Origin of the sequence: Roseobacter denitrificans OCh 114 (genome assembly GCF_000014045.1) — a bacterium.
GTDB lineage: Bacteria > Pseudomonadota > Alphaproteobacteria > Rhodobacterales > Rhodobacteraceae > Roseobacter > Roseobacter denitrificans.
This window is the reverse complement of the sequence record NC_008209.1, coordinates 3817969-3830584: the sequence shown is the minus strand read 5'-3', so window position 1 is coordinate 3830584 and position 12616 is coordinate 3817969. Positions and strand designations below refer to the sequence as shown.

At 59.5% G+C, this 12616-nt stretch carries 14 protein-coding genes; 6 read left to right on the top strand and 8 right to left on the bottom strand.

Annotated features, from left to right (window positions below):
* Positions 1-17: 17 nt before the first annotated feature.
* The 5 genes from RD1_RS18180 to RD1_RS18160 form a co-directional block, all read right to left on the bottom strand.
* Positions 18-1229 carry an acetyl-CoA C-acetyltransferase gene (locus RD1_RS18180; protein ID WP_011570037.1) on the bottom strand — a complete coding sequence of 404 codons (1212 nt, stop codon included), beginning with the start codon at positions 1227-1229 and terminating at the stop codon, positions 18-20.
* Between the two features lie 40 nt (positions 1230-1269).
* Positions 1270-1908: a glutathione S-transferase family protein gene (locus tag RD1_RS18175; protein ID WP_011570036.1), complete on the bottom strand. Its 639-nt coding sequence runs from the start codon at positions 1906-1908 to the stop codon at positions 1270-1272.
* A 41-nt stretch (positions 1909-1949) separates the two neighbouring features.
* On the bottom strand, positions 1950-3098 hold the full coding sequence (locus RD1_RS18170) for an acyl-CoA dehydrogenase family protein (RefSeq protein ID WP_011570035.1): 1149 nt from the start codon (positions 3096-3098) through the stop codon (positions 1950-1952).
* Positions 3099-3223: 125 nt separating this feature from the next.
* Positions 3224-5005 (bottom strand): acyl-CoA dehydrogenase C-terminal domain-containing protein, encoded by a 1782-nt coding sequence (locus tag RD1_RS18165; RefSeq protein WP_011570034.1) that lies wholly within the window; start codon positions 5003-5005, stop codon positions 3224-3226.
* Between the two features lie 40 nt (positions 5006-5045).
* Positions 5046-5447 (bottom strand): MerR family transcriptional regulator, encoded by a 402-nt coding sequence (locus tag RD1_RS18160; protein WP_044033531.1) that lies wholly within the window; start codon positions 5445-5447, stop codon positions 5046-5048.
* A 219-nt stretch (positions 5448-5666) separates the two neighbouring features.
* On the opposite strand from RD1_RS18160, the gene RD1_RS18155 reads away from it, so the two are divergent.
* Both RD1_RS18155 and RD1_RS18150 read left to right on the top strand, forming a co-directional pair.
* Entirely contained in the window at positions 5667-6413 is a 747-nt protein-coding gene (locus tag RD1_RS18155) for a LuxR family transcriptional regulator (protein ID WP_011570032.1), read from the top strand.
* Positions 6414-6488: 75 nt separating this feature from the next.
* Entirely contained in the window at positions 6489-6734 is a 246-nt protein-coding gene (locus RD1_RS18150) for a hypothetical protein (RefSeq protein WP_011570031.1), read from the top strand.
* On the opposite strand, the gene RD1_RS18145 is transcribed toward RD1_RS18150, so the two are convergent.
* The gene (locus RD1_RS18145) at positions 6731-7102 is read right to left on the bottom strand and encodes a MerR family transcriptional regulator (RefSeq protein WP_011570030.1); all 372 of its coding nucleotides are present in this window, start codon (positions 7100-7102) and stop codon (positions 6731-6733) included. The two genes, RD1_RS18150 and RD1_RS18145, sit on opposite strands and share 4 nt — an antisense overlap.
* A gap of 129 nt (positions 7103-7231) precedes the next feature.
* Here RD1_RS18145 and RD1_RS18140 point away from each other — a divergent pair, with 129 nt between their 5' ends.
* From RD1_RS18140 to RD1_RS18130, 3 genes are read left to right on the top strand one after another with little or no spacing between them, the layout of a single operon-like run.
* Positions 7232-7654, top strand: coding sequence for a PaaI family thioesterase (locus tag RD1_RS18140; RefSeq protein WP_011570029.1), 423 nt, complete (start codon positions 7232-7234; stop codon positions 7652-7654).
* Positions 7651-8169 carry a PaaI family thioesterase gene (locus tag RD1_RS18135; protein WP_011570028.1) on the top strand — a complete coding sequence of 173 codons (519 nt, stop codon included), beginning with the start codon at positions 7651-7653 and terminating at the stop codon, positions 8167-8169. Before RD1_RS18140 ends, RD1_RS18135 begins: the two co-directional genes overlap by 4 nt.
* Complete coding sequence (locus RD1_RS18130; RefSeq protein ID WP_011570027.1) at positions 8159-9499, top strand: MATE family efflux transporter; 1341 nt, start codon at positions 8159-8161, stop codon at positions 9497-9499. The genes RD1_RS18135 and RD1_RS18130 overlap by 11 nt, the downstream gene beginning before the upstream one ends.
* Here RD1_RS18130 and RD1_RS18125 read toward each other — a convergent pair.
* Together RD1_RS18125 and RD1_RS18120 are read right to left on the bottom strand one after the other, a co-directional pair.
* Entirely contained in the window at positions 9496-10548 is a 1053-nt protein-coding gene (locus tag RD1_RS18125; protein ID WP_011570026.1) for a quinone-dependent dihydroorotate dehydrogenase, read from the bottom strand. The genes RD1_RS18130 and RD1_RS18125 overlap by 4 nt on opposite strands.
* Positions 10545-10895, bottom strand: a complete 351-nt coding sequence (locus tag RD1_RS18120; protein ID WP_011570025.1) for a DUF952 domain-containing protein — start codon at positions 10893-10895, stop codon at positions 10545-10547. Before RD1_RS18120 ends, RD1_RS18125 begins: the two co-directional genes overlap by 4 nt.
* A 124-nt stretch (positions 10896-11019) precedes the next feature.
* On the opposite strand from RD1_RS18120, the gene RD1_RS18115 reads away from it, so the two are divergent.
* Positions 11020-12576: a bifunctional metallophosphatase/5'-nucleotidase gene (locus RD1_RS18115; protein ID WP_011570024.1), complete on the top strand. Its 1557-nt coding sequence runs from the start codon at positions 11020-11022 to the stop codon at positions 12574-12576.
* Positions 12577-12616: the final 40 nt, after the last annotated feature.

The following is a 12616-nucleotide window of genomic DNA, read 5'->3' as shown; positions in this document are numbered from 1 at the left end:
TTCCGGGGTTTCGGCGGTTAAACGCGCTCGATGATGGTCGCGGCACCCATGCCGGAGGCGATGCAGAGCGTAGCCAGACCGACCTCTTTGTCGTCGCGCTCCAACTCATCCAGCAGCGTGCCGATGATGATGGCCCCGGTCGCGCCAAGCGGATGGCCCATGGCGATCGAGCCGCCGTTGACGTTCACCTTCGCATCATCGACATCAAACGCCTGCAAAAACCGCAGCACCACGGCGGCAAAGGCCTCGTTCACCTCAAAAAGATCAATGTCCTTGATGTCCATCCCACTGTCGGCGAGGATTTTTTCGGTCACCGGCACAGGACCGGTCAGCATGATCGTGGGGTCGGTGCCGATTTTCGCCGTGGCGCGGATGCGGGCGCGCGGCTTCAGTCCGTGCTCTTCGCCGAACTCTTTGTTGCCGATCAGAACGGCTGCCGCCCCATCGACGATACCCGATGAGTTGCCCGCGTGGTGGATATGGTTGATCCGCTCAAGATGCGGGTATTTCATCAGCGCGACCTTGTCGAAGCCGGGCATGACCTCTCCCATCGCCTGAAAGGCGGGGTTCAGCGCGCCAAGGCTTTGCATGTCGGTTTGCGGGCGCATGTATTCGTCGTGATCCAGAATCTTCAGCCCGTTCTGGTCGCGCACCTCGATGACCGATTTGTCAAAACGCCCCTCATCCCATGCCTGTTTTGCGCGACGCTGGGATTCGACCGCCAGCGTGTCCGCATCATCGCGGCTAAAGCCATATTCGGTCGCGATGATATCCGCGCTGATGCCTTGGGGGACGAAGTGTTTTTCCATTGCGAGCGTCGGATCAACCGCGATGGCCGCCCCGTCACTGCCCATGGCCACACGGCCCATCATCTCGACCCCGCCCGCGATGTAGGCCTGACCGGCACCACCGCGCACCTGATTGGCGGCGAGGTTGACCGCCTCCATGCCAGAGGCGCAAAAGCGGTTAATCGCCAGACCGGGGATGCGTTCATCCAGATCGGACGCCAACACGGCAGAGCGCGCAAGGCAGCCGCCCTGTTCCATCACCTGTGTCACATTTCCCCAGATCACATCCTCAACAGCGTGGCCCTCAAGGTTGTTGCGGTCCTTCAGCGCGTTCAGCGTCAGCGCGGACAGGCGCAGGGATGTCACCTCGTGCAGGCTGCCGTCCTTGCGGCCCTTGCCACGCGGGGTGCGCAGCGCGTCATAGATATAGGCGTCGGTCATCGTCGTCTCCTTTTGGGGCCAGCCATCGGTCCCGATTGGTTTATGTGCGATCAGCGGGCGAGCCGGGCATCAGATCATAGGGGGATTTCCACCCCGGGACCTGTGACAGCCGGGTCAGCCATGCGTCGATATGGGGCCAGTCGGCGCGGTCAAATCCAAAGGGTTCGGGATAGTAGAGATATCCGCAGCAGGACAGATCGGCGTTTGTAATGCCATCCCCCACGATCCATTCGCGCCCCTCAAGGTGATCGTTCAGCACCGTGTAGGCCGCCTTGAGCCGCCCTTGATGAAAGGCGATCACCTCGGCGGGGCGTTTGTCTTCGGGCAGGAAATTCATCAGGAAACGGGTCATGCCAGCGCCGGAACTGAGTTTGTGGTTGTCCCAGAGCACCCAGCGCAGGATCTCGCGCCGCTCGAAAGCATTTGCGCCGCCGAATTTGCCCGATTTTTCCGAGACATAATCCTGTATGACACCGGATTGCGTGAGTTTGACGTCTCCGTCCACCATCACAGGCGCTTCGCCCATTTCATTGATGGAGGCGCGAAACTCTGGCGTGCGCGTCTCGCCACCAAAGAAATCCACCTTCACGGCTTCCCAGTCCAGACCGGACAGTTGTAAAGCGAGGGCGGCCTTATAGGCGTTTCCGCTTTCCCCAAAACAATAGAGTTTGATTGTCATATCTCATCGCCCCTCCCAAGGCGCTCTAAGCTGCATGCTGCTCATAAGGAGCGCGCAATCAACTCTTTCATGATTTCGTTTGTACCGCCGTAGATGCGTTGCACCCGCGCGTCTGCCCACATTTCGGCAATCGCATATTCCTGCATGAAACCATATCCGCCATGCAGTTGCACACATTCGTCCAGAACCTCGCCCTGCGTGTCCGTGATCCAGTATTTGGCCATCGCGGCCTTTTCGACGCTCAACTCCCCGCGCAGATGCGCGACCATGCAGTCATCCAGAAAGGCGCGCGCGACAGCGGCCTTGGTCTTGCATTCGGCCAGCTTGAACCTTGTGTTCTGAAACTGTGTGAGCGGCCCGCCGAAGGCTTCACGCTCCTTGCAATAGGTAATCGTGCGCTCGACAGCGCCCTCGATGGCACCCACCGCCCCGCAGGCGATGATCAGCCGTTCCTGCGGCAACTGCTGCATCATCTGGTAAAATCCCTGCCCCTCGGCACCGCCAAGAATGTTCTCGGGCGGGATTTCCACGTCATCGAAAAACAGTTCTGACGTGTCAGAGGCATGCAGCCCGACCTTTTCAAGGTTACGCCCCCGTTTGAACCCGTCGGCGCCCTCGGTTTCGACAACCACGAGCGACACGCCTTTGGACCCTTCGGCAGGGTCGGTTTTTGCCGCGACGATGATCAGATTGGCATGCTGGCCATTGGTGATAAAGGTTTTCTGGCCCGACAGCTTGTAGGCGTTGCCGTCCTTGACCGCCTTGGTCTTGATGCTTTGCACGTCCGACCCGGTGGAGGGTTCAGTCATGGCAAGCGCGCCGACCATCTCGCCCGACACCATCTTCGGCAGCCAGCGGTTTTTCTGATCCTCAGTGCCGTAGGCGAGCAGGTAATGCGCCACGATGCCTGAGTGGATGCCATGCCCCCAACTTGCGAGGTTTGCGCGTGCCGCTTCGATCAGGATCGCGGCCTCATGGCCGAAATCGCCGCCTGCGCCGCCATATTCCTCGGGGATGGAGGGACACAGCAAACCTAATTCGCCTGCCTGCGCCCATGTTTCGCGGTCCATCTGGCCCTGCTTGCGCCATTTCTCGAATTTCGGGGACCATTCGTTGGTGATGAACTGCGCCGTCATATCCGCAATCATCAGATGCTCATCCGTCATCCATGTGGAGGTGTGCTGGTTCATCTCAAGATACCCTCTTTCGATATGGCGACGCCAAAACGACGTGTTGCAAAGATGCGTATGGGCGCGGTTTTGACCTTGCGGGCAGGCCCGGCGGGGAAGCCAGCATGGCCCGCCCGCCGCCGGTCTCAGAAATTCGCCGCATCCAGCGCCATGACTGTATCCGCCCCGGATTGGATGCGACTGAGGTGCAGCGCCGTGGCTGGCAGTTGGCGCACCATATAGTAGCGGCCGGTCGCCAGTTTCGTTTCATAAAACGCGGTGTCCGATGCGCCGGCGGCCAGTGCATCCCGTGCCGCCTTGCCCATTTTTGCCCACATCAGACCGAGGCAGACATGGCCGAACATATGCATGAAATCATACGATCCCGAGAGCGCGTTGTTAGGGTTTTTCATCCCGTTCTGCATGAAATACATGCCCGCTGCCTGCAAATCCTTTGACGCCGCTTTCAGCGGTTCCAGAAACGCGCGATCATATTCCGCATCCTGTCCCGCGTTGTCCTTGATGAAGGTTTTTACCAGATCAAAAAACGCCATCACATGCTTGCCACCGTCCTGGGCCAGCTTGCGCCCGACGAGATCAAGTGCCTGCACGCCGTTGGCTCCCTCATAGATCATGGCGATCCGCGCATCACGGGTGAACTGGGACATGCCCCACTCCTCGATGTAGCCGTGCCCGCCATAGACCTGCTGCGCCTTGATGGTCATGTCATAGCCCTGATCGGTCAGGAACCCCTTGATCACGGGCGTCAGCAGCGAAACGAGACCGTCTGCATCCTTGTCATGTGATCGATGTGCCGCGTCGATCATTGTGGCCCCCCAGAGCATGAAAGCGCGCGCGCCTTCGACAAAGCTCTTTTGATCCATGAGCGAGCGACGAATATCTGGATGCACGATCAGCGGATCGGCAGGGCCGTCCGGGTTCTTTACACCGGTCACATCGCGCCCCTGCAGCCGATCCTTGGCGTATTCCAGCGCGTTTTGATAGGCGGCTTCGGCTTGGCTCATGCCCTGCATGCCCACGCCCAGACGCGCCTCGTTCATCATGGTGAACATGGCGCGCATACCCTTGTGCTCTTCGCCCAGCAGGTAGCCCGTCGCACCATCATAGTTCATCACGCAGGTGGAGTTGCCGTGGATGCCCATCTTTTCTTCGATCTTGCCCACCGACACGCCATTGCGTTCACCGAGGGTGCCGTCTTCCTTGACGAGGAATTTGGGCACGATGAACAGCGACACGCCTTTGATGCCCTCGGGGCCGCCGGGTATCTTGGCCAGCACAAGGTGAATGATGTTGCTGGACATGTCATGTTCACCTGCCGAGATGAAGATCTTCTGGCCCGTGATGCGGTAGCTGCCATCGGCCTGCGGTTCCGCCTTGGTGCGCATCAGGCCCAGATCCGTGCCGCAATGCGGCTCGGTCAGGTTCATCGTGCCGGTCCATTCGCACGATACCATGTTCGGCAGGTAGGTTTCCTTCTGCGCCTGCGACCCATGCGCCAGAATGGCCGAGGCAGCACCATGGGTCAGGCCGTGATACATTGTGAAGGCCATGTTCGACGATGAAAACATCTCTCCCACGGCGGTGCCGATGACACAGGGCATGTTCTGCCCGCCGTATTCCTCGGGCATATCAAGGCCCGGCCACCCACCTTCGCGGATCTGATCAAACGCAGCCTTGAAGCCGGTGGGCGTGCGCACGACGCCGTTTTCCAGCGTGCAGCCTTCTGTGTCACCCACCGTGTTCAGCGGCGCGAGAACGCTCGTCGCGAGTTTCCCGGCCTCTTCCAGAATGGCAGAAGTGAAATCCGCCTCGAGGTCTTCGTACCCGGGGATGGATTTTTCAGTGACTTTCAACACATCGTGCAGCACGAACTGCATGTCTTTGGTCGGTGCGGTATAGCTTGGCATTTTCTCTCTCCCTGAAACCTGCGGGCATTAGTTCTGTTGTTTACTGAGCGGCGTCTTGGTGTTTGAGCATGGAGGCAACCATGTCCTCGCCCCATTTCAACTGATCCGTCAGATCAGCGATTGCGTCATTCAATTCATCACGGCGCTGGATCAACTCATCGAGGCGGTCGCGCGCCACTTCGACGGCGCGGCTCAACTGCGTCTGCTGCTGATCGCCCATATCATAAAGATCAAGCAACTGGCGGAGCTCTTCAAGGCTGAAGCCAAAGCGCTTTCCGCGCAGAATGAGTTTGAGCCGCGCGCGATCACGGCGCGTGAACAAGCGCTTTTGCCCCTCACGGATCGGGAACAAAAGCTCTTTTGATTCATAAAACCGCAATGTGCGGGGTGTGACATCAAAGGTGTCGCACATCTGGCGGATTGTCATAATTTCCTGTGTCATCTTTACCATCATCTATCTTGAGAATGATCCAAACCTAAGAACATGAGACGGTGCTACAATAGGATCGCAGGTTTACGTAACCAAGACGTTGCGTCACTTTCAGGACAGCTTCAGATTCCCGCCAAACGGCATTTCTTTGCAGTTTTTTCTATTATGTGTTGAAATGACGTATTGAAAACGGCGATTCAACAACCTCTGGTTTGTGAAGGAAAAGCGTCAATGGCTGAATTTCGGACGTTGAATGATTTTGTATCCTGCTGCCGCGACACCAAAAGCGTTACCGAGCTCTGGCGCAATGGGTTGGATTTCTTTTATGCGCGCAAGATCAAGATGGTCAGCTATCACAGCGATGATGCGCAACTGCCGGGCTCCAAACCGTTGGGTATCGTTTCGGATGGATATCCCGAAGGCTGGGTGTGCGAATATCTGCAGTCAGAGTTGTTCCGGGTTGATCCAATTCCACAGCTTGCGTCGATATTGTCACGCCCCTTTCGCTGGTCAGAAGCGCCCAAACTCATGCGCCTGTCCCCGGAAGGGGAGCGATACATGCAAACCCTTGCGCAGTCCGGTCTGGGCGACGGGGTGGCCATGCAGGTCTACGGGCCAAATATGCGCAATGCCTATGTGGGACTTGGTTTCGGAAAACAGGATCCGGATTTGACAGCCGACGAAATCTTCGAACTGCAATGCGCGGCACAGATCGCACATATCCGGTATTGCGAGTTGACCGAATTCCGCCAGCGTGTTGCGGAAAGCCTCTCGCCGCGTGAAGTTGAGATCCTGCAATGGATCGCGCGTGGAAAGAGCAATTCGGTGATTGCGGAAATCCTTGGCATATCGCGCCACACGGTGGATACGATCACGCGGCGCATCTTTGAAAAACTCGACGTGAACGACAGAACAACAGCGGCCATTCGCGGTTTGGGATCCGGTTTGGTGCGGCACAGACGAGGTGCCGTGGTGTAACGTAGTTGCGTGACAGACGCAGAAATTCCATCGGTATAGTGAGGCGGCTCTAGTATAGGGTGATTGGAATTAACTATGAAAACCGAAAGAAAAATAGTTCAGATGGTGTTCTGTACTGCGGACTCGGTCACCGGGGCCAACATCCCCGAAGCGCCGGATGAGGGGCCTGCGAAACTGCGTCAGGCGGCAAAACTGGTCGAATCTACGGCCTATGCGTCTGCGGGTGAACATCCGACATCGGTCGTGTCTCAATTGATCATGGCTGCCGCCAATCTGGAGAGACTGGCACAATTTCTGGAGCGTAAGGGCGAGCACCCTTAGCTTTTCAAAGCGGCTGCCGTGGTATCGCGCAGCCGCTTTAATTCCGCAATTGCATCGTCCAGCTGGGCGCGTTCTTCTGCCAGTTGCTCCAATTGACCATCGGCAAGTGCGACCCATTTGCGCATCTGTGCATCGGTGCCCTCATTCTCATAGATCAACAGCCACTGGCGGATATCTTCGAGCTGAAAGCCGAACTTCCGACCACGCAGGATCAGCTTCATCCGTGCGCGTTCGCGCGGCCCGTAAAACCGCGCGCGCCCCTCGCGGTCCGGCTGCAGCAATTCAATGTATTCGTAATAGCGCAGCGTGCGCGGTGTGACGTCGAATTCGGCGCACATCTCTTTGAACGTCAATCGGTCCGATGTCATTGCGGCTCTCTCCCTTGGGCTCAGGCTAGGACGCAAAAGACGCGAGCGCAACACTCCCCCTTGCTCTTGGCGACACAGTGCTGTGATAAAGGGGGCCAGACACACAGCAGCAATGAGGCGCAGCCGACAATGGTGCAGAAAGATGTAATCGCAAGGCAATTCGTCGAAGCGCTTCCGCACAGCAAGGCTCTGGGCATGCGGCTGACGGAGATGGGCGACGGGATGGCGGCGATTGAGATGCCATATGATCCCAAACTGGTGGGCGATCCTGAAACCGGTGTTATCCATGGCGGCGCGGTCTCGGCGCTGATGGATACCTGCTGCGGCGCAGCGGTGATGTGCCATCCCGACAACGGGGGCGGCACGGCAACGATTGATCTGCGGATCGACTACATGCGGGCCGCGACGCCGGGTCAGAAAATCATCGCGCAGGCGGTGTGTTATCACATGACGCGCACCGTGGCCTTTGTCAGGGCCACCGCGACGGATGAAGATACAGACAACCCCGTTGCAGCCGCCACAGGGGCCTTCACGCTGGAGAGCAGGCGATGAGAACCCCGCGGCGTGCCCCCGAACCGGTTCAGGTCGTCAAGCAAAGGCGGGATGCGACGTTGCGCGCGCTGGTGGACGGTGTGCCCTACATCCAGTTTCTGGGCATCGAATTCGAGCGGCGCGGGGATGAGTTGACGGGCATCTTGCCCTTTGACCAAAAGCTTATCGGTAATCCGTTGTTGCCCGCGATCCATGGGGGCGTGACAGCGGCGTTCCTCGAAGTGACGGCGATCATTACCCTGAGCTGGACCTACCTTTGGGAAGATATGGAATCAGGGGCAATAGATGCCAAGGGTCTGGCCAGCGGCGGCATGCCACGCCTGCCCAAGACGATTGATATATCAACGGACTATCTGCGCTCGGGTCTGCCGCGGGACGCCTACGCGCGCGCGCGCATCGTTCGGTCAGGTCGGCGTTATGCCTCGGTGCATGTTGAGGCCTGGCAAGACAACCGCGACCGACTTTTCGCGCAGGCAACGGGTCACTTTCTGATGCCGGACCGTCGTGACAGCTGACCCTGCCGCCGCCCTGCGCGAAGAAATCAGCCACAGACGGGTTCTGAAAATCGCCCTGCCGATTGTGCTGTCCAATGCCACGGTTCCCATTCTGGGCGCGGTGGACGTGGGCGTTGTCGGGCAGATGGGCGAGGCGGCCCCGATCGGGGCTGTGGCACTGGGGGCGGTTATCCTGTCGACCATGTACTGGATATTCGGGTTCTTGCGGATGGGCACGGTCGGTCTGGTGGGGCAGGCCGAGGGCGCGGGCGATCGGGCCGAAGTTTCTGCATGGCTGACCCGCGCGCTGGTCGTGGCGCTTGTGGGTGGTTTTCTGATGATCGTGATGCAGCCGCTGATCTTCTGGAGTGCCTTCCGGCTCGCCCCTGCCAGTGACGAGGTGGAGGGCCTTGCGCGGCAATATCTTGCGATCCGCATCTGGACAGCGCCGGCAGCGATTGCGGTTTTCGCCCTGACCGGCTGGCTGGTCGCCATGGAAAAGACGGCGGGCGTGTTTTGGGTTCAGTTGGTGATGAACGGCGTGAACATCGTGCTGGATCTGGTATTCGTGCTGGTGCTTGACTGGGGCGTTCCGGGGGTGGCTGCGGCGACCGTCATTGCCGAAATCACCGGTTGCGCCCTTGCGCTCTGGTTTTGCCGTGCGGCCTTTCAGCGTCCGGACTGGCGCGACTGGCCCCGCATATTCGACCGCGCCAAACTGATCCGCATGGCGCTTTTGAACACGGATATCTTCCTGCGCTCGCTGATGCTGATGATCATCTTTTCATCCTTTGTCTTCATCGGTGCGCGTTTCGGGGATGTAACGCTGGCCGCCAATCAGGTGCTCATTCAGTTCATGTATATCACGGTCTATGCGATGGATGGCTTTGCCTTTACGGCCGAGAGCCTGATCGCGCGTGCCTACGGTCTTGGCAAGCGCAGCCATGTGCGGCGCAGCGTGATCGTCACGTCCTTCTGGGGACTTGTGGTCTGTGTCACCAGCGCCCTGGCTTTTGCGCTGGCGGGGGGCTGGATCATTGATGTGATGGCCAAAGACCCCGACGTGCAGCAAGCGGCGCGCGCGTTCCTCCCCTATATGGTGGCCGCGCCCGTTGTAGGGTGTGCGGCGTGGATGCTGGATGGTATCTTTATCGGGGCCACGCGCGGGCGCGACATGCGCAATATGATGGCCTTGAGTTTCGCGTCGTATTGGCTGGCGATACTGGTGCTCTTGCCGATCTGGGGCAATCACGGGCTGTGGGTGGCTTTGCTGATCTCTTTTGCCGTGCGTGGCATTACGTTGGGCGCGCGGTACCCGGCCCTTGAACGCCACGCGAGCAAGGCAGGTTAGGCCGCGTTGAGCCAGCGGTCGCGATCCGTGCCGCAGGCTTCGGCCACCGACGCAAAGCCGTCCCGTTCCAGCAGATCACCCAGGTCACGGATGATGTCGCCCACCAGTGACAGCCCGCCATAGACCAACCCTGTGTAAAGCTGCACCGCCGTGGCACCCGCGCGGATTTTGGCATAGGCCTGCGCGCCACTGGCGACACCGCCCACACCGATCAGCGGCAGGTCGGTTGCTGCGGAAAGCTGCGCGAGCACGCGCGTTGATTTCTCAAACAGAGGCTGGCCGGACAGCCCGCCCGCCTGCGTCTTATGGGGCCCATGCAACCCATCACGATCCAGCGTGGTATTGGTTGCGATGATCCCGTCCACGCCAGCATTCTGCGCGACCGTGGCAATATCGCTGATCTCGGGCAGGGTCAGGTCCGGCGCGATTTTCAGAAACACCGGTGTGTTGCCCCGCACCTGCATCACGCCGTCAAGCAGCGCGGCAAGGGCGGCGGGCCCTTGCAGGTCGCGCAGTTTTTCGGTGTTGGGCGAGGAGACATTGACCGTCGCGAAAGACACATGCCCTTTGAAGCGCTGCATCACAACGGCGAAATCGGCGGCGCGGTCCTCGCTGGTCTTGTTCGCGCCGAGATTGATGCCTACAGGCACCGCGCACGCCGCCCCTGCCAGTCGCCCGGCGATGGCGTCCATACCGTCGTTGTTGAACCCGAACCGGTTGATGGCGGCGGCGTCTTGCTTGAGGCGGAACAGGCGTGGCTTTGGGTTGCCGGGTTGGGGCAGGGGCGTGGCCGCGCCCACCTCAATGAACCCGAAACCAGCCTTGCCAAGCGGGCCAACGGCTTGGGCATTCTTGTCAAAGCCCGCCGCCAGCCCGACCGGATTTGCCAGATCCATGCCTGCCAAGCGCACGCGCAAACGGTCCGATTTGATCGGCCCCGGTTGACCGGCAAGCCCCGCATTGAGCGCTGCAAGCGCAAGGCCGTGTGCCCTTTCCGGGTCCATGCTTTGCAAAACCGCGAGGCCTGCCTTTTCGGCAAGCCGTTTCATGCGCAGGCCTCGTCCAGCCCGGCCGGAAACTGGTGTACACCATCCACGAGGGGCAGCGGCACCGCCCAGAGGACATCATCAAGGCGCAGCTTGCGATAGAGATGTGGGAAAAGCTGATCGCCCCGCGACAATTCCCACTTCAGGTCTTCGCCCAGTTTTTCAGCATCCACGCCCAATAAAAACAAATCCGACGCACCCGCAAAGTGTTTCGCGGCCGTTTCCCCTGCCTGTTGTGCGGTCGAGAAATGCACATATCCATCCGCGATATCTATGGGCGCGCCAGCGGTTTCGCCCTGCTTTCGCAACGCTTCCCATTCAGAGGCGCGGAATATTTTCAAAATGATCATATGCGCCTGATGCCCCGGCACCGGCGCGCGGTCAAGACCATGCGCGCGCCCGCGCCGATTGAGCCTTTGACACGTCGCGGCCTGCAGGTCACGATATGGCAATTGTCCATCTAGGGGGAAAATGATGAAACGATTCCTGAGTGCGACCGCTGCACTTGCCGTGACCACCGGTATGGCGGCGGCGGAATACAACCTGACCATTCTGCACACCAATGATTTCCACGCACGGTTCGAGCCGATCAGTCGTTTTGACAGCGGCTGCTCTGCCGAGGATGACGCCGAGGGCAAGTGCTTTGGTGGTTCTGCCCGCCTCGTGACGGCGATCGCGGATGCCCGGGCGCGCAGCGACAACTCGATCCTCGTGGATGGGGGCGACCAGTTTCAGGGCACGTTGTTCTACACCTATTACAAGGGCGCACTTGCGGCCGAGATGATGAACAAGATGGGCTATGACGCAATGACCGTGGGCAACCACGAATTCGATGACGGACCCGAGGTTTTGCGCGGCTTTATCGATGCTGTGGACTTTCCTGTGCTGATGTCGAATGCGGATGTCACGCGTGAACCGCTGCTGGCGGAAACCCTGCCCAAGTCTGTGGTGATCGAACGCGGCGGTGAGCGTCTGGGCCTGATCGGACTGACCCCACAGGACACGGATGAACTGGCCTCGCCGGGGGATAACATCACCTTCTCCGATCCGGTGGCCGCCGTTCAGGAACAGGTTGACCTGCTGACCGCAGACGGTGTGAACAAGATCATCGTGCTGAGCCATTCGGGCTACGGCGTGGATCAGCGCGTGGCCGCTGAAACAACCGGTGTTGATGTGATCGTCGGGGGGCATTCCAACAGCCTTTTGTCCAACACGAATGAAGACGCCGTTGGTCCCTACCCAACGATGGTGGGGGATACGGCGATCGTGCAGGCCTATGCCTTTGGCAAGTTTCTGGGCGAATTGAATGTGACCTTTGATGATGAAGGCACCCTTGTCCGTGCCGTGGGCGAACCGCTGATCATGGATGCGACCGTGACAGCGGATGAAGCGACCGTTGCGCGTATCGTCGAGGCGGCACTGCCGCTGGATGAAATTAGAAACACCGTTGTCGCCGATGCGGCGGAGGCGATTGTCGGTGAACGGGATGCCTGTCGTGCTCGCGAGTGCGAAATGGGCAACCTGATTGCGGATGCGATGCTGGCCCGGGTGCAGGATCAGGGCGTTGAGATTGCCTTGCAGAACGGCGGCGGTATTCGCGCCAGCATTGACGCTGGTGAGGTGACCAAGGGCGAAGTGCTGACGGTGCTGCCGTTTCAGAACACGCTGAGTACCTTCAAGGTCACCGGTGCCACCATCGTCGCGGCGCTGGAAAACGCGGTCAGCCAGCACGAGGAGGGCGCGGGTCGTTTCCTGCAGGTCGCCGGGATGAGCTATGCCTTTGACGTGTCACAGCCCGCAGGCAGCCGGATCAGCGACGTGATGGTGGGCGGTGCGCCGATTGATCTGGAAAAACTCTATGGCGTGGTTTCAAACGATTACGTGCGCAACGGCGGCGACGGGTTTGATATGTTCAAGACCGCGCAGGATGCCTATGACTTCGGCCCTGATCTTGCGGATGTCACGGCGGAATATATGGCGGCGAACGCCCCCTACACGCCCTATCTGGACGGTCGCATTACGGCCAAGTAATGCACGCCGTTGCCCGAATTGATCCATGCGCCCGGGTATT